19 protein-coding genes and 1 pseudogene are annotated in these 23,403 nt (G+C 72.4%); 12 read left to right on the forward strand and 8 right to left on the reverse strand.

Translation table 11 applies throughout. The features are described 5' to 3' along the window. The first annotated feature begins 89 nt into the window (after positions 1-89). Complete coding sequence (locus tag ACFPZJ_RS32725; protein WP_381029274.1) at positions 90-2,540, forward strand: SpoIIE family protein phosphatase; 2,451 nt, start codon at positions 90-92, stop codon at positions 2,538-2,540. Positions 2,541-2,607: 67 nt separating this feature from the next. On the opposite strand, the gene ACFPZJ_RS32730 is transcribed toward ACFPZJ_RS32725, so the two are convergent. Then, complete coding sequence (locus tag ACFPZJ_RS32730; protein ID WP_381029277.1) at positions 2,608-3,303, reverse strand: type 1 glutamine amidotransferase domain-containing protein; 696 nt, start codon at positions 3,301-3,303, stop codon at positions 2,608-2,610. 126 nt (positions 3,304-3,429) lie between these two features. Between ACFPZJ_RS32730 and ACFPZJ_RS32735 the strand changes: the two genes are divergently transcribed. The 7 genes from ACFPZJ_RS32735 (at position 3,430) to ACFPZJ_RS32765 (ending at position 9,228) form a co-directional block, all read left to right on the forward strand. Further along, positions 3,430-4,356, forward strand: a complete 927-nt coding sequence (locus ACFPZJ_RS32735) for a LysR family transcriptional regulator (protein WP_381029280.1) — start codon at positions 3,430-3,432, stop codon at positions 4,354-4,356. Positions 4,357-4,481: 125 nt separating this feature from the next. After that, the gene (locus tag ACFPZJ_RS32740) at positions 4,482-4,901 is read left to right on the forward strand and encodes a CBS domain-containing protein (protein ID WP_381029283.1); all 420 of its coding nucleotides are present in this window, start codon (positions 4,482-4,484) and stop codon (positions 4,899-4,901) included. Between the two features lie 348 nt (positions 4,902-5,249). Further along, positions 5,250-5,429, forward strand: coding sequence for a hypothetical protein (locus tag ACFPZJ_RS32745; protein ID WP_381029285.1), 180 nt, complete (start codon positions 5,250-5,252; stop codon positions 5,427-5,429). A gap of 85 nt (positions 5,430-5,514) precedes the next feature. Then, positions 5,515-6,582: a glucose-1-phosphate thymidylyltransferase gene (locus ACFPZJ_RS32750; protein ID WP_381029287.1), complete on the forward strand. Its 1,068-nt coding sequence runs from the start codon at positions 5,515-5,517 to the stop codon at positions 6,580-6,582. After that, positions 6,579-7,559 (forward strand): dTDP-glucose 4,6-dehydratase, encoded by a 981-nt coding sequence (rfbB, locus tag ACFPZJ_RS32755; protein WP_381029290.1) that lies wholly within the window; start codon positions 6,579-6,581, stop codon positions 7,557-7,559. The genes ACFPZJ_RS32750 and rfbB overlap by 4 nt, the downstream gene beginning before the upstream one ends. Further along, positions 7,556-8,428 (forward strand): dTDP-4-dehydrorhamnose reductase, encoded by an 873-nt coding sequence (rfbD, locus tag ACFPZJ_RS32760; protein ID WP_381029292.1) that lies wholly within the window; start codon positions 7,556-7,558, stop codon positions 8,426-8,428. Before rfbB ends, rfbD begins: the two co-directional genes overlap by 4 nt. After that, positions 8,425-9,228, forward strand: coding sequence for a class I SAM-dependent methyltransferase (locus tag ACFPZJ_RS32765; RefSeq protein ID WP_381029294.1), 804 nt, complete (start codon positions 8,425-8,427; stop codon positions 9,226-9,228). Before rfbD ends, ACFPZJ_RS32765 begins: the two co-directional genes overlap by 4 nt. 49 nt (positions 9,229-9,277) lie before the next feature. On the opposite strand, the gene rfbC is transcribed toward ACFPZJ_RS32765, so the two are convergent. The 3 genes and pseudogenes from rfbC to ACFPZJ_RS32780 form a co-directional block, all read right to left on the reverse strand. Beyond that, the gene (rfbC, locus tag ACFPZJ_RS32770) at positions 9,278-9,886 is read right to left on the reverse strand and encodes a dTDP-4-dehydrorhamnose 3,5-epimerase (protein WP_381029297.1); all 609 of its coding nucleotides are present in this window, start codon (positions 9,884-9,886) and stop codon (positions 9,278-9,280) included. Positions 9,887-9,890: 4 nt separating this feature from the next. Next, positions 9,891-11,831: a glycosyltransferase family 2 protein gene (locus ACFPZJ_RS32775; protein ID WP_381029300.1), complete on the reverse strand. Its 1,941-nt coding sequence runs from the start codon at positions 11,829-11,831 to the stop codon at positions 9,891-9,893. Between the two features lie 189 nt (positions 11,832-12,020). Continuing rightward, a pseudogene (locus ACFPZJ_RS32780) lies at positions 12,021-12,759 on the reverse strand (TerD family protein); the annotation flags it as partial. Positions 12,760-12,825: 66 nt separating this feature from the next. Between ACFPZJ_RS32780 and ACFPZJ_RS32785 the strand changes: the two are divergent. Further along, positions 12,826-13,329: a metallophosphoesterase family protein gene (locus ACFPZJ_RS32785; RefSeq protein WP_381029304.1), complete on the forward strand. Its 504-nt coding sequence runs from the start codon at positions 12,826-12,828 to the stop codon at positions 13,327-13,329. A gap of 208 nt (positions 13,330-13,537) precedes the next feature. Here ACFPZJ_RS32785 and ACFPZJ_RS32790 read toward each other — a convergent pair whose 3' ends face one another. Further along, on the reverse strand, positions 13,538-14,662 hold the full coding sequence (locus ACFPZJ_RS32790; RefSeq protein ID WP_381029306.1) for an XdhC family protein: 1,125 nt from the start codon (positions 14,660-14,662) through the stop codon (positions 13,538-13,540). Positions 14,663-14,879: 217 nt separating this feature from the next. Here ACFPZJ_RS32790 and ACFPZJ_RS32795 point away from each other — a divergent pair, with 217 nt between their 5' ends. Together ACFPZJ_RS32795 and ACFPZJ_RS32800 are read left to right on the forward strand one after the other, a co-directional pair. Beyond that, on the forward strand, positions 14,880-16,868 hold the full coding sequence (locus tag ACFPZJ_RS32795) for a GTP-binding protein (protein WP_381029309.1): 1,989 nt from the start codon (positions 14,880-14,882) through the stop codon (positions 16,866-16,868). A gap of 58 nt (positions 16,869-16,926) precedes the next feature. After that, on the forward strand, positions 16,927-18,786 hold the full coding sequence (locus ACFPZJ_RS32800; RefSeq protein ID WP_381029311.1) for a cellulase family glycosylhydrolase: 1,860 nt from the start codon (positions 16,927-16,929) through the stop codon (positions 18,784-18,786). A 3-nt stretch (positions 18,787-18,789) separates the two neighbouring features. Here ACFPZJ_RS32800 and ACFPZJ_RS32805 read toward each other — a convergent pair whose 3' ends face one another. Continuing rightward, positions 18,790-20,043 carry a YncE family protein gene (locus ACFPZJ_RS32805; protein WP_381029314.1) on the reverse strand — a complete coding sequence of 418 codons (1,254 nt, stop codon included), beginning with the start codon at positions 20,041-20,043 and terminating at the stop codon, positions 18,790-18,792. A 177-nt stretch (positions 20,044-20,220) separates the two neighbouring features. On the opposite strand from ACFPZJ_RS32805, the gene ACFPZJ_RS32810 reads away from it, so the two are divergent. Next, positions 20,221-20,886 carry a TetR/AcrR family transcriptional regulator gene (locus ACFPZJ_RS32810; protein WP_381029316.1) on the forward strand — a complete coding sequence of 222 codons (666 nt, stop codon included), beginning with the start codon at positions 20,221-20,223 and terminating at the stop codon, positions 20,884-20,886. Positions 20,887-21,087: 201 nt separating this feature from the next. On the opposite strand, the gene ACFPZJ_RS32815 is transcribed toward ACFPZJ_RS32810, so the two are convergent. Together ACFPZJ_RS32815 and ACFPZJ_RS32820 are read right to left on the reverse strand one after the other, a co-directional pair. Further along, a complete protein-coding gene (locus ACFPZJ_RS32815; RefSeq protein WP_381029319.1) occupies positions 21,088-21,453 on the reverse strand; it encodes a nuclear transport factor 2 family protein in 366 nt (121 codons plus the stop codon). 113 nt (positions 21,454-21,566) lie between these two features. Next, entirely contained in the window at positions 21,567-23,321 is a 1,755-nt protein-coding gene (locus ACFPZJ_RS32820) for an ABC transporter ATP-binding protein (protein ID WP_381029322.1), read from the reverse strand. Between the last annotated feature and the right edge of the window lie 82 nt (positions 23,322-23,403).

Here is a 23,403-nt window from a genome sequence, read left to right on the forward strand (position 1 = left end):
AGACATGTTCGGTGCGTTTCGAGCGGACGCGCTCCCGTGCTTCCACGGAACGCGCACAGGGGCTGCGCAGGTGTCTCATAAGCGCTGTAATGGCCAACGTGGTCAATGAGGGCGCCGAAGGACGCGGAACGCGCACACTGCGTGCCGAAGGTGCCCTCAGAGCGATCGCAGCCGATCAGGACTCACCCGAGCGGGTACGCCGCGTCCTCGAACAGGCGCTCGTCTTCGCCGGGGCGGCGTTCGTCGCCGTGTACGCGCCCGGTGACGGCGGCGAGCTGCTGTGCCTGGTGGAGTCGGTCGGCGTGCCCAGGACGCTGTACGGGGTGCGCGACAGCTACCCCGTCGCGGGACGCTCCCCGGCGGCCGAGGCGCACCGCTCGGGGCGGCCCGGGTGGCTCGGCCCGCGGGAACTCGCCGCGCACGCCCACGCGCGCCGGGCACCGTCGGGGGACTTCCACCTCGCCGCGCTGCCCGTGCGCGGGGACGGAGGCGGGAGCCTGCTGGCGGTGAGCGAGCGCCCGGAGGGCTTCGACACCGACGACCGCAAGTGCCTGGAGCTCATCGCCGAGGCCGTCGCCTTCCCGGTCCCGGCCGTCACCGCCGAGGGCGCGGAACTCCCGCCCAGCGCCTTCAGCCTCGCCATGGACACCGGCCGCGTCCGGGTCGGCGACGACATCCTGGAGTTGTTCGGCCTGGACCCGGCCGAGTTCGACGGCCGGGTCGAGACCCTGCTGGGGCTGACCGTGCCGGAGGACCTGCCGGCGCTGATGTCCGTGGTGGAGGCCGACCACATGTCCATCGGCGACCGCGAGCTGGAGTTCCGGGTGCTCCGGCCCGCCGGCCCGCCGAAGTGGCTCCGGCTCAGCGGCCGCATGCTGCCCGGCGGCGAGGGCCGGCCCGCCCGTCTGGTGGGCACGGTCGTCGACGCCTCCAAGCTGCGCCCGGACATCACCGACGTGGCCCGCGTGCAGCGCCTGGCCGCCGCGCTCGCCACCGCCGTCACCGTCCGCGACGTCGGCAAGGCCGTGGTCGCCGCCCTGCGCAGACCGCTGCGCGCCGACCGGATCGCGCTCGCCGAGCTGGAGAGCGACCGGCTCGTCGTCACCGTCCTCGACCCGCCCGAACCGGAGTCCTGGCCCGAGCTGTGGCGCACCGAGTGGCGCACCGAGTGGCCCGACGCGCCCGTGCGCGCCATGCCCACCCTCGCCGCCGCCCTGCGCGAGGGACGCGCCCGGATCTGGCCCGCGGGAACCCCCCTGGAACCCGCCCTCGCCGACGTCGGCCGCGGCGGCATCGCCGTCCTGCCGCTGCCCGCCGGCAACCGCATGGCCGGCATCTGCCTCCTCGGCTGGGACACCCCGCACGACTTCGGCCCCGACGAACGCGCCCTGCTCACCGCCTCCGCCGGCCTCGCCGGGCAGGCTCTCATGCGTGCCCGGGCCTTCGACGCCGAGCACGAACTGGTCGGCATGCTCCAGCGCCAGCTGCTGCCGCGCCGCCTGCCCCGGCTGCCGGGCGCGGTCGCTGTCGCCCGCTACCTGCCCAGCACCGCGGGCCTGGAGCTCGGCGGCGACTGGTACGACGTCATCCCGCTGCCCGAGAACCACGTCGCGCTCGTCATCGGCGACGTGCAGGGCCACAGCGCGGGCGCCGCCACCCTCATGGGCCAGATGCGCACCGCGCTGCGCGCCTACGCCGTGGAAGGACATCCGCCGGACGTGGTGGTCTCCCACGCCAACCGGCTGCTCACGGACATGGAGACCGACCTCTTCGCCACCTGCGCCTACGTCGACGTCGACCTGGAGGAGGGCTCCGCCTGGTGCGTGCGCGCCGGGCACCTGCCGCCCCTGCTGCGTCACCCGGACGGCGGTACGGAGATCGCCGAGACCGAGGGCGGACCGCCGCTCGGCGTGGTGCGGCAGGCGGACTTCCCGATGAGCCCGCTGCGGCTGCGGCCCGGCACGGTCGTCGTCCTGACCACGGACGGCCTCGTCGAGTCCGCCGGTACCGACATCGACGAGGGCGTGGACCGCCTCGTCCGGCACCTGTCCGCCTCCGACCCCGCCCACCTCGGACTCGTCGCCGACAGCCTGCTCGGCAACGCCCCGCGCAGCGACGACGTCGCCCTGCTCCTCATGCGCTACGACGGCATGGAACTGCGCCCGCTGCGGGAGAGCTGGACGGTGTGGCGGGTGCCGCAGGCGGTCGGGCACGCGCGCCGCTTCACCCGCCGCACGCTGCGCTCCTGGGGCGTCACCGAGGGGATCGACCCGGTCCTCCTGGTCGTCTCCGAACTCGTCACCAACGCGCTGGTGCACACCGACGGACAGGTCCGCCTCGACCTCACCCTCGTCAACGACCGGATGCGCGTCGCGGTCGCCGACGCCTCGCCCCGCTCGCCGGTCAAGCCGACCAGCATCGGCTGGGAGGCCACCGGAGGCCGTGGCATCCTCCTCGTCGAGGCGGTGTCCACGGCCTGGGGCACGGTGCCGGCCAGCGGCGGCAAACACGTGTGGGCCGAGCTGGCGGTGCGGCGCTGAGAGCCCGGCTCGGCCGGGCGCCTTCAGCGGTGCCTCGCACAGCCGGGCGTCTTCACCGGTTCCTCGCTCAGTCGAGCTTCTTCAGCAGTTCCTCGGCGAGCGGCGCGGAGGACGCCGGGTTCTGGCCGGTGACCAGGTTGCGGTCCACGACCACGTGCGGAGCCCACGGCTCACCGGCGCGGACGGAGACGCCCGCCTCGGTGAGACGGTCCTGCAGCAGCCACTTCGCCTGGCCGGCGAGGCCGCCCTGGGTCTCCTCGGCGTTGGTGAACGCGGCCACCTCGTAGTCCGCGAAGGCGTTGCTCCCGTCCTCCCGCACGGCGGCCAGCAGCGCGGCCGGGCCGTGGCAGACCACACCGAGCGGCTTGCCCGACTCCAGGGCGAGGACGAGCAGCCGACCGGAGTCGGCGTTCACGGCGAGGTCCTCCATCGGGCCGTGGCCGCCGGGGTAGAAGACCGCCGCGTAGTCGTCCAGGCGCACGTCCTCCAGACGGACCGGCTGCCGGAGCTCGGCGAAGGAGTCCAGCGCCTTCGCGATCCGGTCGGCGTTCTCCTGCCCGCCGTTCATCTCGGGGGCCAGCGAGGCCCGGTCGACGGTGGGCACGACACCGCCGGGCGTGGCCACGACGACCTCGTGACCGGCCGCCTTGAACGCCTCGTAGGGAGCGACGGCCTCCTCGGCCCAGAACCCGGTGGGGTGCTGCGTGCCGTCCGCCAGGGTCCAGTGGTCGGCGCCGGTGACGACGAAGAGGATCTTCGACATGGTGGTGCTTCTCCTTGCCTCGAGCGATGCCTCGACGGTAGGGCCTCACCCCCTCGCGTTTCCAATGTCAAAGCCTATGGCTGCCATAGGGATGTTCATGGATCGCTTGTCCTAGGCTCAGGTCCTGTGAGCCACAGCGACCCGCCCGTGTCCCCCGCGCAGCCCGACCTGAACCTGCTGCGCACGTTCCTGGCCGTGTACCGGTCCGGGTCCTTCACGGCCGCCGCGCAGCTGCTGGGACTGTCCCAGCCGACCGTCACCACGCAGATCCGCTCGCTGGAGCGGCAGATGGCCCGCGAGCTGTTCGAGCGGCTGCCGCGCGGGGTGGCTCCCACGGCCGTCGCCGACGAGCTCGCCACGCGGATCGCCGCCCCGCTCGACGCGCTCGCCGCCGCCACCGGGCACGGCACGCCCGCCCGGACCCGGCCGGCACCCGTCCACCTGGCCGGGCCCGCCGAGCTGCTGTCCACCCGGGCGCTGCCCGCGCTGGCCCCGCTAGTGACGCGGGGGGTGCGGCTGCGCGTCAGCATGGGGCTGACGGACCCGCTGCTCGACGAACTGCGCGCGGGCCGTCACGACCTCGTGATCGCCACGACCCGGCCACGCGGCCGCGCGCTGTCCGCGACACCGCTGACGGACGAGGAGTTCGTCCTGGTTGCCGCGCCCGTCTGGGCCGGCCGCGTCCGGGACCGCCTGACCGCCGACGGACCCGGTGCGCTGCACGACGTGCCGCTGATCTCCTACGCCGAGGACCTGCCGATCGTCCGCCGCTACTGGCGGCACGTCTTCGGCAGACGCCTGAACTGCCGGGCCGCCGTCTCCGCGCCCGACCTCAGGGCCGTCCTCGCCCTCGTCACGGCCGGTGCCGGATTCAGCGTGCTGCCCCGCTACCTGTGCGCCGGCGAACTGGCCTCCGGCGCCCTCGTCCTCCTCGACGAACCCGCGGACGCGCCCATCAACACCGGCTTCCTGGTGCAGCGGCCGGGCACCTCCGACAACCCGCACGTCGCCCTCGTACGCGACCGCCTGCTGGAAGCGGCCCGCGCCTGGTGATCCGGACGCGCCCACGGGTACCCGGAGCCCGCATCCGAGAGAACACGCGGAGATCCGCGGGAGCCCGGGAGCAACCCTGCGGGCACCGTGGGACCCAGAGGAAGACCGAGGAAAGAGAGCACGTCATGGCTCAGCACGTCCGCGACATCATGACCAGCGACCCGGTGACCGTCGAGCCGCAGACTTCCGTCGCCCAGGTGGCCCGCATCATGCGCGACGAGGACCTCGGAGCCGTCCTGGTGACGGACGGCGACGAGCTGCGCGGCCTGGTCACCGACCGCGACCTGGTGGTCCGGTCCCTGTGCGAGGGCGGCGACCCGGAGCAGACCACCGTGGCCGGCGCCTGCAGCGACGACCTGGTGACCGTCACGCCCGACGAGGACCTGGACCACGCGGTGGAGCTCATGCGCGAGCACTCCGTACGCCGCATCCCGGTCGTCGACCACGGGCACCCGGTCGGCATCGTCTCCCTCGGCGACCTGGCCATGGAACGCGATCCCGAGTCGGCACTGGGTGACATCAGCGCGGCCCGGCCCAACACCTGACAGCGGCACCCGGTCCCGCACACCTGCCCCGCCGGGCGGTGTGCGGGACCGCCGCGTCGTACGGCCCGCACCGGAGCCCCAGGACCGCACGACGCGGCGGTCCTGGGACTCCGGAGGAAAGGACCGCCGCGTCGCGCGGTCCGCACCGGAGCCGCGGAGCCGGCCGGGCGAGCTCGGTGGTGCTCGCCGGGCCAACTCGTTCCGCCGGTCCTGCCGTTGCCGCACCGACGGTGTGACCGGGGCTTTTCCCCGAGCCGGAGCCTGTTGAACGGCCCCGCCCCGCAGGTTTGTCCGGGTCGGCGCCGGGGACTCGAACGAGCAGCGGATGCAGAAGGAAGATGATGAGTCGTGACCTCACAGACGAGTGAGAAGCCCGTCGCCCGCCGACCCGAGACAGGCTGGGCGAGGGCCCGCCGGCTGCGCGGCAAGGACGCGCTGCGGACCTGCCTGCCCGCCGTGGAGGACCGCGGTGCCCCCGGCACGCCCCTCCCGGGACCGGACGGGAACATCGTCAGAGGCGAGGACTGACGGCCGACGGCCGCGACAACCCGCCGTAATCAACAAGTAAACAGGCGTTGTTCCGTTCCGCCGTAGTGCGGCTAAGGTGAGGCAGATGAAGGCTCTCGTGCTCGCCGGCGGCGCCGGAACACGGCTCAGGCCGATCACCCACACATCGGCCAAACAACTCGTGCCCGTCGCCAACAAGGCGGTGCTCTTCTACGGGCTGGAGTCACTCGCCGAAGCGGGGATCACCGACGTCGGCATGATCGTCGGCGACACCGCGGCCGAGATCGAGGAGGCGGTCGGCGACGGCTCCGAGTTCGGCCTGAAGGTCACCTACATCCCCCAGGACAAACCCCTGGGGCTGGCGCACGCGGTGCTGATCGCCCGGGACTACCTCGGCGACGACGACTTCGTGATGTACCTGGGCGACAACTTCATCGTCGGCGGCATCACCGGCCTCGTCGAGGAGTTCCGCCGCAACCGGCCCGACGCCCAGATCCTGCTGACCCGCGTGGCCGACCCGCGCGCCTTCGGGGTCGCCGAACTCGACGCGTCCGGGCAGGTGATCGGCCTGGAGGAGAAACCCGACCGGCCCAAGAGCGACCTCGCCCTGGTCGGGGTCTACCTGTTCACGCCCGTCATCCACGAGGCGGTGCGCGCCATCGAGCCCTCCTGGCGCGGCGAACTGGAGATCACCCACGCCATCCAGCACCTGATAGACACCCGCGCAGACGTGCGCTCCACGGTCATCCAGGGCTACTGGAAGGACACCGGGAACGTCGGCGACATGCTGGAGGTCAACCGCACGGTTCTCGAAGGCCTCCCACGCCGTATCGACGGTGACGTGGACGACGCCTCCGAGACCATCGGCCGGGTCGTCGTCGAGGCGGGCGCCCGGGTCGTCAACTCACGCATCGTCGGTCCCGTCGTCATCGGGTCGGGAACCGTCGTCGACAACTCCTACGTCGGGCCCTTCACCTCCATCGCGGAGAACTGCCGGATCACCGACAGTGAGCTGGAATTCTCCATCGTGCTGCGGGACTCCTCCATCCTCGGCGTCGGCCGGATCGAGGCCTCGCTGATCGGCCGGCACGTCGAGGTGACGCCGGCACCCAGCGTCCCCAGCGCCCACCGATTCGTCCTCGGAGACCACAGCAAGGTGCAGATCCATTCATGAACCTCCTCGTCACCGGCGCCGCCGGGTTCATCGGCTCCCGCTACGTCCGCATGCTGCTCGACTCCGACGCGCCCGACGCGCCGCGGATCACCGTGCTGGACAAGCTCACCTACGCGGGCACCCTCGACAACCTCGAACTCGGCCATGAGCGGCTGGAGTTCGTACAGGGCGACATCTGCGACGCCGCCCTCGTCGACAAGCTCATGGCCGACGCCGACCAGGTGGTGCACCTCGCCGCCGAGTCCCATGTGGACCGCTCCATCGAGGGCGCCGCCGACTTCGTCCGCACCAACGTCCTCGGCACTCAGACGCTGCTCGACGGCGCCCTGCGCCACGGCGTGCGGACCTTCGTGCACGTCTCCACCGACGAGGTCTACGGCTCCATCGCGTCCGGTTCCTGGCCCGAGACCCACCCGCTGAGCCCCAACTCGCCCTACTCCGCCTCCAAGGCCTCCTCCGACCTGCTCGCCCTGGCCTACCACCGCACCCACGGCCTGGACGTGCGGGTCACCAGATGTTCCAACAACTACGGACCGCACCAGTTCCCCGAGAAGGTCATCCCGCTGTTCGTCACCAACCTCCTCGACGGCAGGAAGGTCCCCCTGTACGGGGAGGGCCTCAACGTCCGCGACTGGCTGCACGTCGAGGACCACTGCCTCGGCATCGACCTCGTACGCACCAAGGGCCGCCCCGGCGAGGTCTACAACATCGGCGGCGGCACCGAGTTGAGCAACAAGGAACTGACCGCCCTGCTCCTCGAGGCGTGCGGGGCGACCTGGGACATGGTCGAGCACGTCGAGGACCGCAAGGGCCACGACCTGCGCTACTCCGTCGACTGGAGCAAGGCCCGCGACGAACTCGGCTACCACCCCCGCCACGACTTCGCCACGGGTCTCGCCCGGACCGTCGCCTGGTACCGCGACAACCGCGCCTGGTGGGAACCGCTGAAGCGGCGCGTCGCCGAGGAGCGCGCATGAGGTGGCTGGTCACCGGCGCGGGCGGCATGCTCGGCCGGGACGTCGTCGACGAACTGAACCGGCGCGGCGAGCACGTGACCGGCCTCGACCGCGCCGCCCTGGACATCACCCGGTCCGAGACGCTCGATGCGGCCCTGCGCGAGCACCGCCCCGACCTCGTCGTCAACTGCGCCGCGTACACCGCCGTCGACGACGCCGAGACCGACGAGGCACGCGCGCTGCGCGTCAACGGCGACGGGACGCGCCTGCTCGCCCGCGCCTGCGCCGTACACGGTGCCCGCCTGGTGCACGTCTCCACCGACTACGTCTTCCCCGGCGATGCCCACACGCCCTACCCGGAGGACCACCCGCCCGCCCCGCGCACCGCGTACGGCCGCACCAAGCTCGCCGGAGAGCTGGCCGTGCGCGAGGAACTGCCCGAGTCCAGCGTGATCGTGAGAACCGCTTGGCTCTACGGGGTGCACGGCAGTAACTTCGTCCGCACGATGATCGGCCTCGAAGCCCGCCGTGACACCGTCGACGTCGTCGACGACCAGCGGGGGCAGCCGACCTGGAGCGCGGACGTCGCCGAGCGGATCGCCGACCTCGGCCCCCGCGTCGGACCCGACGTGCACGGCGTCTTCCACGCCACCAGCTCCGGCGAGGCCACCTGGTACGACCTGGCCCGGGAGGTGTTCCGCCTGATCGGCGCCGACCCGGAGCGGGTGCGGCCCACCACCAGCGCGGCCTTTCCCAGGCCCGCGCCGCGCCCCGCCTACAGCGCCCTCGCGCACGAGAGGTGGCAGGAGACCGGCCTGCCCCCGCTGCGCCACTGGCGCGCCGCCCTGGACGAAGCACTGCCCCGCATCCGCAAGGAGTCCCCTTCGTGAAACGCCACGAGTTCCTCCGGGAACTGCACAAGGTCAGCGCCAACCGCAACTACCTGGAGATCGGTGTCAACGACGGCCGCAGCCTGCGGCTGTCCCGCGTGCCCAGCATCGCGATCGACCCCGCCTTCAAGGTGGTCTCGGAGCTGAAGTGCGACGTCCACCTGGTGAAGGCCACCAGTGACGACTTCTTCGCCCGTGACAACCCCCTCCAGCACCTCAAGGGCGGCCGTCACCCCCTGCGCAACCTGCGCCGGGGCCGCAGCCCCTTCGGCTACTGGCGCCGCACCACGCTCGACCTGTCGTTCATCGACGGCATGCACCTGTTCGAGTACGCGCTGCGCGACTTCATGAACGTCGAGAAGCACTCCGACTGGGCCAGCGTGATCGTCTTCGACGACATGCTGCCGCGCACTGTCGACGAGGCTGCCCGCGACCGGCACACCAACGCCTGGACCGGCGACGTCTACAAGATCATCGAAGTTCTGCACCGGTACCGCCCCGACCTGGTGGCCGTCCAGGTCGACACGCAGCCCACCGGCCAGCTGGTGGTCTTCGGCGCCGACCCGAAGAACACCGTGCTGCACGACAAGTACGACGAGATCATCGCCGAGTACGAGGTGCCCGACCCGCAGAAGGTGCCCGAGGCGATCCTGGAGCGGGCGGGGGCCGTGCCGCCGGAGGCGCTGCTGCAGGCCGGGTTCTGGCGTGCGCTCATCCAGGCCCGCAACCGGGGCCTGCCCCGTTCCGTGGGCTGGGAGCCGCTGCGCCGCGCCCTGGAACAGGTCGGCGTCAGCCGCTGAGCCCGCGCGCTGCGGCAGGACATCGCCGTCCTGCCGCAGCGCGGTGCCGTCAGCCGGCGGACCGCCCGCCGCGCAGCTCCTCGTAGTACGCGCGGCAGGCCTCGTACGACGGCAGCAGACCCGTCCGCTCGGCCTCGGCCAGTGACGGCGCCTGCTCGTCCTTCGGGGACAGCACCGGCGTGATGCCCTCGGGCCACTCGATGCCGAGGGCCGGGTCCAGCGGGTGGATGCCGTGCTCGCGTTCGGGCGCGTAGCCCGTCGAGCACAGGTACGCCACCGTCGCGTCGTCGGTCAGCGCCATGAACGCGTGTCCGAGGCCCTCGGCGAGGAACACCGCGTGCCGGGTGTCCTCGTCGAGCCGTACCGCTTCCCACCGTCCGTAGGTGGGGGAGCCCACCCGGATGTCGATCACCACGTCGAGGACCGCGCCGCGCAGGCACGTGACGTACTTGGCCTGGCCGGGCGGCACGTCGGCGAAGTGCACGCCGCGCAGTACGCCCCGGCGCGAGACGGAGCAGTTCGCCTGCGCGAGCTGAAGGTCGTAGCCGAGGGCCTCGCGGAACTCGGTACCGCGGTACCACTCGTGGAAGCTGCCCCGGTCGTCCGGGAAGACCTTGGGCTCCAGCACCCAGGCGCCTTCGATTCCCAGGGGTCGCATTGCCTTACCGTCCTTTGGAGTTGACGCCGGACATCACTTTTCCACGGGCGGCGCCGAGCACGCGCCGTGCCCTGCGCACCAGCCGCCGTACGACACCCGGCTGCGGCACCGGCACCACCCGCAGCCCGCCGGGCACACCGCGCAGCGCGAACGGCAGCACCGCGAAGCGCGGTTCGGCGGCGTCCGGGGCGAGGCACAGCGCGGGCCGCCAGGTCCCGCGGGCCCGGGCGGAGGGCAGCCTGGCCACGAGGAGCGCGCCCGGTCCCTCCGGGGCGGGGGAGAGGGTGCCGGACACGTGCGCCGACCTGCCGGCCGACGTGAGCCTGAGCCGTACCTCGGTGTCGCCGGGGACGTACAGCGGCAACAGGGCCGTGAGGCGGTCGCCGGAGACGGTGACGTCCGAGCGCCTCACGCGGCCCATGCCGAGACGCTTGCCGTCGGCCGAGGCGTCCAGGGAGAGATTGCCGTGCGGCTCCGTCCAGTACGGCAGGACCGCGCGGCCGTCGACGACCCCGGCGGGCGGGGTGGGGCGGCTCGCGCGCGGGGCCGGGCCCAGGCGGCACTCCTTGGTCCAGCCGCCCAGCTTGACCCGGACCACGGCGTCCCAGACACCGCCTTCCGGCAGGGCGGCCGGATCGACGGTGGCCGTCGCCCGCAGCACCAGCCGGACCTGCTCGCCGTCGTCGACGGCAACCGTCTCGCGGGTGAACTCGACCGGCTGGAAGTACTGGGCTGCGCTGGCGCGTTCGCGCAGCAGCAGGTCCGCGGTGGCCTGGCCGAAGCGGGCGGCGGTCTCCGCGCCCACCCAGGCGACCGCCTCGGAGACGTCCTTCGGGGTGTCCTCCAGGGGGGTGCGGGCAGCGTCGGCGGGGAACGTCATCGGCTCACCGGCGGAGGCGTACTCGGCGGTGAAGCCGATCCGCAGCGTGCCGCCGTCCCATTCCACGGTGCGGGGGGCCGCCTGGGGCGCGACACCGGCCTCCCACTCGGCGAAGGACACGACGTCGTCGTAGCGGTCGGCGGCGGTCAGCGCGGCGACGACCTGCTGCGTCGGCTGCAGCCCCGCCGCGACGCCCGGTCCGAACCGCTCGACGACGACCTTGTGGATCTCCGTGAACAGTTCCCTGCGGTAGTCGTCCGGCAGCGCCAGCAGCCGCCGTCCGCGCAGCCGCTCGGCCATCTCCACGCGCAGCCAGCGGCGGAACAGTTTGTCGCGCAGCGGACCCGGCTCGGTGTAGCGCTCGACGACGTCGAGGGCCTCGCGCAGGTTGGTGAAGTAGCCGACGGGGTCGAAGCGCTGGAAGCCGGCGTTGGAGGCGTCGTCGCGCCTGATGTGGTAGTAGCAGACGTAGTCGCTGAGCACGGAGATGTTGTCCGCGCGCAGGAACGCCTCCGTGACGAACACGTGATCCTCCAGGCGCCGTCTGCCCTCGGGGAAGCGCAGGCCGATGCGGTCGAGGAACGCGCGGCGGAACATCTTGTGCGGGGTGAGGCTGTCGATCAGCGGCGCGTTGTCGACGGTGGCGCGTGGGTGGTTGCGGCGGAACAGCTCCACCGGCACCCCGCGGTTCTTGCCGGCCATCTTGCCGATGACGACGTCGGCGTCGTTGGCGACGCCGTAGTCGTACATCCGCTCCAGGGCTTCGTCGCCGAGGTAGTCGTCGTTGTCGACGAACATGACGTACTCGCCGCGGGCGGCCTCGATGCCGACGTTGCGGGGCTTGCCCGACCAGCCCGAGTTCTCCTGGTGGATGACCCGCATCCGGGGGTCTTCTGCGGCGAGCGCGTCGAGCCGGGCCGGGGTCTCGTCGGTGGAACCGTCGTCGACGAAGATCGCCTCGTACTCGTCGGGCGGCAGGGACTGCCGCTGCAACGAGGAGATGCAGTCCTCGATGTACGTCCCCGGGTTGTAGACCGGGATGATGACGCTGACCTTGACCGGCATCGGAATTCCGGGCCCCTTCGGGTCGCTTGCCGTTGACGTGCGGGTTTGGTGCGTGTTGCCTGATGCTAACCCTGCACGCGGTCCCGCCTCACCTTTCCATCGCTCCCCGAGACCGTGCCGTGATCATCGCCGACCGGGTCCCGGGCCGCGCAACTGCCCCCCGTCCGCGCCGCGTTGGGCGCCGGGCCAGTCGGCGACGTCGACGCCGTAGGCCCGCGCGAGGGCGTCGTCCAGGCCGTGATCGTAACCCTGGCCCACGGTGCGCAGCCGCCACAGGGGGCCGCGCCGGTACAGCTCGACGAGGAGCAGTGTGCGCTCGGTCGTGGCGGCGTCCAGCGTCGCCTGGGCCAGCGGCGCGGAGCTGGTGCCCGGTCCGGAGGCGATGTGGATCGCGCCGATGTCGCCGAAGGTGGCCGCGCCGTCGACGGCGGCCGCGACGACGACCTTGCGGGCCGCGGGCGGCAGCGCGGTGAGGTCGACGCCGACGGTCTGCTCGGTCGGCCCGTCGCTGTGCAGCCGCACCGTCCCGGCCGGGTTCTCCGGCGCGCCGTAGAACACGAAGTCCTCGTCGCACGCGACCTGTTCGTCGTCGTCCACGACGAACGCGACGACGTCGATCCCGCACGAGGTCTGCTGGGCCCATGACGCGGTGACGGTCCATCGCGGCGCCGGGGCCGGGCCGTTGGGCCGGAGCAGGTCGACGACGCCGCCGCGCGGCAGGACGTGCAAGGGCGCCGCCCGCACCTGCGGTGCGGCAGCGGGGCGACGGCCGGGGCGTCCAGCCAGGCGGCGCCGTACGTGGGGACCTGCAGCGCGGTGATCCGCTTCATCCGGCGGTCCCGTTCGCCCCGTCGAGGAGGACGACGTCGGTCACGCTCGCGGAGAGGTTGATGGCCGCGGCGCCACCGAGTTCGACGATCCGTGAGCGGACGCCCACGGCATGCCGATTCGTCCGCATGAGTGCGGGACGGTCGCCACCCTCTAGGCTGATTCCGTGCGTCTGCTCCTGATGTCCGACACCCACTTGCCGAAGCGGGCCAGGGAACTGCCCGCCCCGCTGCTGGCCGAACTCCCGCACGCGGACGTCGTCCTGCACGCCGGGGACTGGGTCGACACGGCCACTCTCGACCTGCTGGAGAGCCGCAGCCGCCGGCTGGTGGCCGTGTACGGCAACAACGACGGACCGCAGCTGCGTGCCCGGCTGCCCGAGGTGGCGTACACCGAACTCGGCGGCCTGCGTTTCGGCGTCGTGCACGAGACGGGCCCCGCGCAGGGCCGCGAGGCGCGCTGCGCCGCCCGCTTCCCCGATCTGGACGTGCTGGTCTTCGGGCACAGCCACATCCCCTGGGACACCACCGCCCCCACCGGTCTGCGCCTGCTCAACCCGGGCTCTCCGACCGACCGCCGCCGTCAGCCGTACTGCACGTACATGACCGTCACGGTCGCCGACGGCCGCCTCGGCGACGTGGAACTGCACCGGCTGCCGCCGCGCCGGTGACCGACGCGGTTCCGTTGCCGTACGGGGAGCGTGATCACAAAGGGCCGGGCCGCTTCATGTCGGTGGAAGCGGCCCGGGCGCTGCGAGAGTGCGCTGTCACGGACCTCCTTCCCACGCTCGGAGGTGTCGCTGAGGACATGCATGCCTCATCCGATGAGGCGCCACCTACCCACCGCAGGGCGGCTCACACCCCCTGACGGCATCCGGCTCACGTTTCCTGGCCGGGGCCCCGCTCGCGGGGCGGATGGACGGCCCCCTGCGTCGCGGTGAGCGGGGCACCGCTGCCGCCCCAGCGCAGCGCGACGATCTCGGCGGCGACCGACACGGCCACCTCCTCGGGCGTACGGGCGCCGAGGTCGAGCCCGACCGGAGAGCGCAGCCGGGACAGCTCGCGCTCGCCGAGCCCGGCCTCCACCAGGCGTTCCACACGCTCGGCGTGGGTCCGGCGGCTGCCCATCGCCCCGATGTACGCGGCCGGCCGGCGCAGCGCCTCCTGCAGCAGCGGCACGTCGAACTTCGGGTCGTGGGTGAGGACGCAGATCACGGTCCGCTCGTCGGTGCCCGTCCCGCGCAGGTAGCTGTGCGGCCACTCGGCTACCACCTCGACGCTCTCCGGGAAGCGGCGGGGCGTGGCGAACACCGGGCGGGCGTCGCAGACGGTGACCCGGTAGCCGAGGAAGTCGCCGATGCGGGCCACGGCCGCCGCGTAGTCGATCGCGCCGAAGACCAGCATGCGCGGCGGCGGCGCGAACGACCGCAGGAAGACGCCGACCGAGTCCTCGCGGCGCTGACCGCGCGGCCCGTAGTGCCGCAGCACCGTGGCGCCGAGCGCCAGCTCGCCGCGCGCGTCCGCGGTGACGGCCGCGTCCAGGCCGGTGGCGCCCAGCGTGCCGGCGGCCCGGTCCGGCCAGACGGCGAGCGTGGCGCCGCGCGGTGCCGGGCCGCCGGTCACCGTGGCCACCGTGACCGGCTCGCCCGCCAGCACCGACGCGGCGACGGCCCCGAAGGACGGGTCCAGCTCCGGCGTCACCGGACGCACCAGCACGGTGATCTCGCCGCCGCAGGTCAGCCCGGCCGCGAAGGCGTCCTCGTCGCTGTAGCCGAACGTCTCCAGCCGCGCCTGGCCGCTCGCCACGGCCTCCTTCGCCAGCTCGAACACGGCGCCCTCGACACACCCCCCGGACACACTGCCCACCACCTCGTCGTCCGGGCCGACGGCCATCGCCGCGCCCGGGTCGCGCGGCGCGCTGCGGCTGACGTCGACGACGGTCGCCAGGCCGAACGGCAGCCGGGCCGCGTACCAGCGGCCGAGCACCGGGAGGATGTCACGCACGATCCGCTCCTTCCGCCGCGCGGGCACGCCTGCCGGGTACCCCGCCGGGCGCCGGCACCTGGCAGCCGCCCGTCGCGCGTAAATCCGTTGTGATCGTCCCCGCCGGTCTGGTGCACTGCACGGGACGACGTCGTCGAGTCCCGAGGAGCACAGATGCGCGCACCGTTCATGTCCCCCCAGGAAGGAACGGCCCACTCTCCGAAGGACATGACACGTCGTGCACGTACTCAACCTCGGGATCCTCGCGCATGTCGACGCCGGTAAGACCAGCCTGACCGAGCGGCTGCTGCACTCGGTCGGCGTCATCGACGAGGTCGGCAGCGTCGACGACGGGAACACCCGTACCGACACCCTCGCGCTGGAGCGGCAGCGCGGCATCACCATCAAGTCCGCCGTCGTCTCCTTCCCCCTCGACGACGTGACGGTCAACCTCATCGACACCCCCGGCCACCCGGACTTCATCGCCGAGGTGGAGCGCGTGCTCGGCGTCCTCGACGGCGCCGTGCTCGTCGTCTCCGCGGTCGAGGGCGTGCAGGCGCAGACACGGGTGCTGCTGCGGACGCTGCAGCGGCTGCGCATCCCGACCCTGCTCTTCGTCAACAAGATCGACCGGCGTGGCGCGCGGACCGAGGAGGTGCTGCGGGCGGTCTCGGCGCGCCTCACACCGGCGGTCGTGCCGATGGGCACGGCCACCGGCCCCGGCACCCGCGCGGCCCGTTTCGTCCCCGGCCTGGACCCGGCCGCCGCCGTCGACGTCCTCACCGGGCACGACGACGACCTGCTCGCCGCGTACGTCGAGGACACCGTCACGGACACCCGTCTGCGCGCCGCGCTCCGCGCACAGACCCGGCAGGCCCTGATCCACCCGGTGTATCTCGGCTCGGCCATCACGGGCGCGGGGGTGGCCGCCCTGCTGTCCGGCATCAGGGACCTGCTGCCTCCGGCGGGCGGTGACCCGGACGGGCCGGTCTCCGGCACCGTCTTCAAGGTCGAACGCGGGCCGGCGGGGGAGAAGATCGCGTACGCGCGGATGTTCTCCGGCACGCTGCGCGTCCGCGACCGTATTCCCTTCGGACCGGACCGCGAGGACGGCCGGATCACGGCCGTCAGCGTCTTCGACCGCGGTACCGACGCCCGTGCCGAGGCCGTGCCGGCGGGCCGGATCGCCAAGCTGTGGGGCCTCGCGGACATCAGGATCGGCGACGCACTCGGCGAACCCCGCAAAGCGCACGAGCCCTTCTTCGCGCCGCCCACCCTGGAGACGGTCGTCGTCCCCGGCCCGGGCGTGCCGAAGCCGGCGCTCCACCTCGCGCTCACCCAGCTGGCCGAACAGGACCCCCTGATCGGTCTGCGCCACGACGAGGCACGGCAGGAGACGTCCGTGTCCCTGTACGGCGAGGTGCAGAAGGAGGTCATTCAGGCCACCCTCGCCGACGAGTACGGCCTGGACGTCACCTTCCGCGAGACGACGCCCCTGTGCATCGAGCGTCCGGTGGGCACGGGAGCGGCCGTGGAGTTCAACCAGAAGGACCCGAACCCGTTCCTCGCGACCGTCGGCCTGCGCGTCGACCCCGCCCCGGTCGGCTCGGGCGTGCGCTTCCGGCTGGAGGTGGAGCTGGGATCCATGCCGTACGCCTTCTTCAAGGCCGTCGAGGACACCGTGCGCGAGACCCTCGGGCAGGGCCTGAGCGGCTGGCAGGTCGCCGACTGCACGGTCACCATGACCCACAGCGGCTACTCACCCCGCCAGAGCCACGCCCACCAGGGCTTCGACAAGAGCATGTCGAGCACCGGCGCCGACTTCCGCGGCCTGACCCCACTGGTCCTGATCGAGGCGCTGCGCCGGGCCGGCACCCGGGTGCACGAGCCGATGCACCGGTTCCGCGTCGAGGCCCCGGCGGACACGGCGGGTGCCCTGCTGCCGGCGCTGGCCGGGCTCGGGGCCGTGCCGCGGAGCACCGAGACGCGGGGCGACACCTGCGTTCTGGAGGGCATGGTGCCGGCCGCGCGGGTCCACGCGGTGGAGCAACGGCTGCCCGGACTGACCCGGGGCGAGGGAGTGTGGGAGAGCTCCTTCGACCACTACGCGCCCGTCACGCACGGCAGCGTCCCCCGGCGGCCACGCACCGACCACAACCCGCTGAACAGGAAGGAGTACCTGCTGAACGTGACGCGCAGAGTGGGGGGCCGAGGTGGCCGAGACTGAACTTACTCCGGGGTCAGAGGTGTTGACGGTGTCCTGATATCGCCGGACTGTAGTGGACATGCCGAATATACGTACGCGGCTGTCTGGTGTCCTGGTCGTCCTCTGCGGATTCCTGACGGCGGGGGGCGGGTCGCCCGCCACCGCCGCCACGCTGCCCGGCTCCCTCTGGTTCGACGAGACCCCGATCACGGTGCGCGACGGCCGCTTCACCGACGCCCACGGTCGCGAGATCGTGCTGCGCGGATACAACGTCTCCGGCGAGACCAAGCTGGAGGAGAACGGTGGCCTGCCCTTCGCCTCGGTCGCCGACGCGAGGAAGTCCGCGCGGGCCCTGCGCGCCCTCGGCGGCGGCAACACGGTCCGCTTCCTGCTGTCCTGGGCCCACGCCGAGCCCGTACGCGGCCAGGTGGACACGGCCTACCTGGCCGCCGCCACCGACCAGATGCGCGCGTTCCTCGACGCGGGCGTCCGCGTCTACCCCGACTTCCACCAGGACCTCTACTCCCGCCACCTCTTCGACGCCGACAGCTGGTACACCGGCGACGGTGCCCCCAAGTGGGCGGTGGACGCCGGGAATTATCCCGACGAGGCCTGCGGCATCTGCTTCTTCTGGGGCCAGAACATCACCCAGAACGAGGCCGTGAAGCGGGCGTCGTACGACTTCTGGCACAACGCCCACGGAGTGCAGGACGCCTTCCTCGCCACCGCCGAGCAGACGATGGCGTACATCCGGCGGCATCTGACCGCCGCGCAGTTCACGAGCGTCGTCGGCTTCGACCCCTACAACGAACCGCACGCCGGAACGTACGATCCCGGCCAGACCAGCCGCGCCTGGGAACGGGACGTGCTGTGGCCCTTCTACGAGAGGTTCCGGGCGCGCATGGACGCCGCCGGCTGGCGGGACAAGCCCGCCTTCGTCGAGCCCAACCTCTTCTGGAACGCCAACCTCGACTTCCAGAAACAGCAGGGCGGCCTGCTGGACGCCGGCACGCTGGGGCCGCGCTACCTGTTCAACACCCATTTCTACGACCAGAAGGCCATCTCCGGGATCTTCATGCCCGGCAAGGCGGGGGACGGCCAGTACGCGGGCGACTTCGGCACGGTCCGCGACCGGGCGGCGGCCGCCCGGACGCCCGCCGTGGTCAGCGAGTTCGGCCATCCGCTGGCGGGCGCCGTCTCCGACAAGGCGCCGACCGTCCTCAAGGCCATGTACCAGGCGCTGGACTCCCGCCTCGAAGGGGCCGCTTGGTGGTCCGATCCGGCGTCCTCCGGTCCGGTGCTGTCCGGCACGCAGTGGCAGTGGGACATCTACCACGGACGCCACCACGAGCTGATGAACGGCAACCCCGACAAGGTGCTCACCGCCGGCGACGCCTGGAACGACGAGGACCTGTCGGCCGTACGCCTCGACGACTCGGGGAATCCCGCACTGCGTCAGGACGCCCGGCTCCTGGACCGCCTCTACCCGAGCGCCACGGCCGGGACGACGCTCGCCTTCACCTACGAGGACCGCTCCCGCGACGGCTCGACGACCCTGACCTGGAACCCGGTGCCCAGTTCACTGCCGAACCTGCGCAAGCTCGTGGGCTCCGGCCAGTACGGGCTGCTGCTGTGGCGCTCGGACGGCGGCGACGCGCCCACCGAACTGCACCTGCCGGCGTCCTTCCCGGCCTCGTCGACCACCGTCGTCTCCGACCTGGGCGCCGTGCACGCCCCGCCGCCGTACACGGCACGGACGCCGATCGGCGTGGCCGCGGAACCGGGCGGTGCGGGGAGCCGCCGCCTGCTGCTCACCGCGCCCGACTCGGGCGTGGCGCACTTCGCGCTGGTGACCAACGGGGCGGCGGCTCCTCCGGCGGAGCTGATGGACGCGGCCCGCGCCGAACTGTCGGCGTGGGCCGCGAAGGAGGCCGACTAGGGATCAGCGGGTGGACGGTCCGGTCCAGCCGGCCTCCACGTGACCCAGACGCACGCGCTGGGGGTGGTCGCCGACCGGCACGGACACGGTCTTCTTCCCGGTGGCGAAGTCGATGGCCGTGACCTGGTCGGTGCCGCTCTCGGAGACGACGCAGCTCCTGCCGTCGCCGCTGACCGTGGCCCAGTAGGGCTTGGAGGTGGTGACGAGCGGGCCCTCCTTCAGGGTCGCGCGGTCGACGACCGTGGCGTAGTCGTCCATCGTGCCCGCCACGCACAGTTTGCCGCCGTCCGGGCTCATCGAAATGCCGTGGTGGCGCGAGTCGTTGACCCAGGTGGTGCGGTCCTCGCTGGTCGCCGGGTTCTTCGGGAGCGTCTTGGTCCGGGTGATCTTGTCGGTGGCGACGTCGTACTCGAAGAAGCCGTTGAAGAACGACACCTGGAAGTACAGCTTGGACTCGTCGGGCGAGAAGGCGGCGGGCCGGACGGCGTCGGAGTGGTCGCCCAGGCCGATCGCGTCCAGGCGCTCGCGCATGTCGATCACCTTGACCTGCCGGTACGTCCTGGCGTCGACGACGGTGATGCGCCGGTCGCCCTTCGTCCAGTCCAGCCACGGGGCGTCGAGCGCGGTGTTCACGTCGCCGATGGACATGTTCCAGATGTACGCGCCGTCCTTGGTGAAGATGTTCTCGTGCGGCTTGTCGCCCGTGGCGAAGGAGCCGAGCTGCTTGCCGGTGGTGATGTCCAGGACGTGCACGGTGTTGGCGGTCGAGGCGGAGACGGCGACCCGGGTGCCGTCGGGGGAGACCGCCATGTGGTCGGAGCGGTAACCGGACACGGGGAAGCGCCAGTTGATCCGCCCGGTGGCGAGGTCGATCGCGACGACGTCGGCGAAGCTCGGCCGGGAGACCACCACCGACCTCCCGTCCGGCGTGGAGTACATGTCGTCGACGAACTGGTCGTGGCCCTCGCCGACGCTGTTGCGGATGGCCATGAAGTAGGCCCAGCGGACGGGGTTCGCGTGGATCTCGGCCAGCCGCTCCTCCTTGTCGGGGACGACGTTGATCCGGCCGAGCTTCGCGAAGTCGCCCGAGGAGCGGATGACGTCGGCGGTGCCGTCCCAGTTGTTGCCCACGAACAGCACCTCGCGCAGGCCGGCGGGGGAGTCCGGTGCGGCCGTGGCGGCGGTCGCGGGGGCGGTCACGGTCAGGGCGAGGGCGGCGGCTACGGAGCACAGGTGCCTGGTGGTGAAGGCAGGCATGACTGCTCCCTCCTCTGGAGTGGGCGGTGTCGTGACTAGGACATGCCAAAAGTGGAGCCGAGAAACTGAATAGGGATGCTTTCAGAATCAACTTACTGCAAAGTAAGGAAGGGTGGGCCTTCTGCACAAGACTGCGTACACGACAAAATTGACCTTCATCGAAGGAAGGGAGGGCGGGTGCCGGGCAGACTCAAGGCGCCGACCGGCCGCTACGCCGGGAAGACCGCGGAGGAACGGCAGGCCGAACGCCGTCGGCGGTTCCTCGACGCCGCGCTCCGGATGTTCGGCGACAGCCCCGGCTACCGCTCCACCACGGTCGCGGCGCTCAGCGAGGCCGCCGGGCTGTCGACGCGCCAGTTCTACGAGGAGTTCCGCACCCTTGAGGACGTCCTGGCCGCACTGCACCTGCAGGTCAACGACTGGGCCGAGGAAGCGGTGCTGAAGGCGGCGGCCGACGCGGCCGACCTGCCGCTCGTCGAACGCGCCGCCGCGATCTTCCACGCGTACGCCGGGAACGTCACCGCCGACCCGCGCAGGATCCGCATCACCTTCGTCGAGATCATCGGCGTCAGCCCGCGCCTGGAGCAGCAGCGCCTCCAGCGCCGCGCCCGCTGGATCGACCTCATCGTCGCCGAGGCCCAGGCGGCCGCCGAGCGCGGGGAGGCGGCGGCGCGTGACTACCGTCTCGCCGCGACGGGCTTCATCGGCAGCGTCAACGGCCTGCTCCACGACTGGAGCGCGGGCTGGGTGGCCGCGACGCTGGACGAGGTCGTGGAGGAACTGGTCCGGCAACTGCTCGGGATCCTGCGGCCGCCGGGGTGGAGCCCGGACCCGACCACCTGACCGTGCGCCCGGACGGGCCGGGCGGCACCGGTGGCACTCAGCCCTCGTCAGATGATCCACTCCCGGGCTGGTGGCCCACGCCCAGCCGCACGGCATCGCTCCGCGCGGCCGCTCCCCGGTGGTGCTCCACCTCAGCGCCCTTCACGGCCCGGCCTCGGCCCGGCCTCGGCCTACCGAGGCCGGCCGTGAGGGCCCGCCTCCCTACTCGTCCCAGGCCTGGATCAGGGTCTGTTCGGCGATCTTGCCGCCCCGCAGCGAGAGCATCGACTCGGAGAGCACCCGCACCCCGTCCGTGTACAGGCAGGACTCCGTGTAGGCGGCCCGATCGCCCTGGACGACGCACTGCTCCAGCTTGTGCGTCATGTCCCGGCTGTAGACGTCCTCCAGCATCCGGGCGATCTCGTCCCGGCCGCGCAGGACCTTGGGGTGGCTGGGCTGGCTGGTGTGGTCGACGATGCGGAACTCCGCGTCGTCCGTGTAGAGGGAGAGAAGGATCTCCGGGTTCTCGCCTTCCACCGCGCGGCGCAGGGTCTCGGTGTCGAAGGCGGGGTCTGCCGCGGTTGCCATGGTGACCTCCTACGGGGGCGCGGCCCGACGAGGAGCGGGCCGCTGCGGGCCTCTCCTTCCGAGGCTCCTCCGGCCCGGCGGGCTCGGCAAGCGCAGCCGGAGCGCCGCGGCGGTCAGTCGTCCGCGCCGAGGAACTGGGTCGCCGCCAATTCCGCGTAGAGCGGGTCGGCGGTCACGAGTTCGCGGTGGCTGCCGACGGCCCGGACCCGGCCCGCGTCCATCACCACGATCCGGTCGGCCATCGTCACCGTGGACAGCCGGTGCGCCACGACCAGGACCGTGGTCGTACGGGCCACGTCGGCGACGGTGTCGCGCAGGGCCGCCTCGTTCACCGCGTCCAGCTGCGAGGTGGCCTCGTCCAGCAGCAGCAGCCGGGGGCGGCGCAGCAGGGCGCGGGCGATGGCGACGCGCTGCCGTTCACCTCCGGAGAGCTTGGTGCCGCGGTGCCCGACGAGCGTGTCGAGGCCGTCCGGCAGCCGGGCGACCAGATCGTCCAGCCGAGTCGTCTTCAGCACGCGCGCGAGGGCGTCGTCGTCCGCCTCCGGGTTGCCCAGCAGCAGGTTCTCCCGCAGCGACCCCGACAGGACCGGAGCGTCCTGCTCTACGTAGCCGATGGCGGCCCGGAGCCGGGGCAGATCCCAGTCGGCCAGGTCACGGCCGTCGAGCGTGATCGTGCCCGAGTCGGGCTCGTAGAACCGTTCGATGAGGGAGAAGACGGTGGTCTTGCCCGCGCCGGACGGGCCGACGAACGCCGTCATGCCGCGCGCGGGCACCGCGAACGTCACCCCGTGGTGGACGTACGGCAGGTCGTCGGCGTACCGGAAGCGCACCTCCTCGAAGGCGACCGCGGCGGGTTCGACGCCGGCCGAGGGCAGCGCGGCGGGCGGCGCGGCCGGTTCCGCGGGCAGGAGCAGGGCCTCCTGGATACGGGCGAGGGCGGCCGAGCCCGTCTGGTACTGCGTGATCGCGCCGACTACCTGCTGTATCGGGGACATCAGGTAGAAGACGAACAGCAGGAACGCGACCAGTGTGCCGATGTCGATGGCCCCGGTCGCCACCCGCGCGCCGCCCACCGCGAGCACCGTGATGAAGGCGACCTGCATCGCCAGCCCCGCCGTGTTGCCCGCCGCCGCCGACCACTTGGCGGCGCGCACGCTCTGCCGCCACGACTCCTGCGCGGCCTCGTGCAGCGTCCGCTCCTCCCGGTGCTCGGCGCCGGACGCCTTCACGGTGCGCAGCGCGCCGAGAATCCGCTCCAGCGAGGCACCCATCACACCGACCGCGTCCTGCGCCTGCCTGCTCGCCCGGTTGATGCGCGGCACGATCACGCCGAGGACCGTCCCCGCGCCCAGCACCACGGCCAGCGTGACAGCGAGCAGCACCGGGTCCACCAGGCCCATCATCGCCACCGTGGCGGCGAGCGTGAGACCGCCCGTGCCCAGCCCGACGAGCGAGTCCGTGGTGACCTCCCTTAGCAGGGTCGTGTCGGAGGTGATGCGGGCCATCAGGTCGCCGGGCTCGGTGCGGTCGACGGCGGTGATCCGCAGCCGCAGCAGATACGACGACAGGGCGCGCCGCGCCCCCAGCACCACCGACTCCGCGGTGCGCCGCAGCACGTACGAACCCAGAGCGCCCACCGCCGCGTTGGCGATGACCAGGGCCGACATCGCCAGCAGCGCGCCGGTGATGGCCCGGTCGTGCGCGAGGTCGTCGATGAGGTCGCGGGCCACCAGCGGCAGCATCAGCCCGGTCGCCCCCGTCACCAGCGAGAGCACGGCTCCCGCGATCAGGGACCGGCGGTGGGGCCGTACGTATCCGAGGAGCAGCCGCCAGGCGGGCCGGCCGGTGTCCGTCGCTGCGATGCTCACGTCTCTCCTTCGGGGCGGGCGGAGCCCCCAGGCTATGTCGGCGGCAGCGGGCGGGGCCCGCGAATAACGCGCCCGGCGACGG

This window comes from Streptomyces bullii, assembly GCF_042657145.1.
Lineage (GTDB): Bacteria > Actinomycetota > Actinomycetes > Streptomycetales > Streptomycetaceae > Streptomyces > Streptomyces bullii.

Bases quoted from the DNA above. Each gene is read 5' to 3' on its own strand.
- ACFPZJ_RS32725 (WP_381029274.1), top strand. From the start codon at position 90: ATGGCCAACGTGGTCAATGAGGGCGCCGAAGGACGCGGAACGCGCACA.
- ACFPZJ_RS32730 (WP_381029277.1), bottom strand. From the start codon at position 3,303: ATGTCGAAGATCCTCTTCGTCGTCACCGGCGCCGACCACTGGACCCTG.
- ACFPZJ_RS32740 (WP_381029283.1), top strand. From the start codon at position 4,482: ATGGCTCAGCACGTCCGCGACATCATGACCAGCGACCCGGTGACCGTC.
- ACFPZJ_RS32750 (WP_381029287.1), top strand. From the start codon at position 5,515: ATGAAGGCTCTCGTGCTCGCCGGCGGCGCCGGAACACGGCTCAGGCCG.
- rfbB (WP_381029290.1), top strand. From the start codon at position 6,579: ATGAACCTCCTCGTCACCGGCGCCGCCGGGTTCATCGGCTCCCGCTAC.
- rfbD (WP_381029292.1), top strand. From the start codon at position 7,556: ATGAGGTGGCTGGTCACCGGCGCGGGCGGCATGCTCGGCCGGGACGTC.
- rfbC (WP_381029297.1), bottom strand. From the start codon at position 9,886: ATGCGACCCCTGGGAATCGAAGGCGCCTGGGTGCTGGAGCCCAAGGTC.
- ACFPZJ_RS32775 (WP_381029300.1), bottom strand. From the start codon at position 11,831: ATGCCGGTCAAGGTCAGCGTCATCATCCCGGTCTACAACCCGGGGACG.
- ACFPZJ_RS32800 (WP_381029311.1), top strand. From the start codon at position 16,927: ATGCCGAATATACGTACGCGGCTGTCTGGTGTCCTGGTCGTCCTCTGC.
- ACFPZJ_RS32805 (WP_381029314.1), bottom strand. From the start codon at position 20,043: ATGCCTGCCTTCACCACCAGGCACCTGTGCTCCGTAGCCGCCGCCCTC.
- ACFPZJ_RS32815 (WP_381029319.1), bottom strand. From the start codon at position 21,453: ATGGCAACCGCGGCAGACCCCGCCTTCGACACCGAGACCCTGCGCCGC.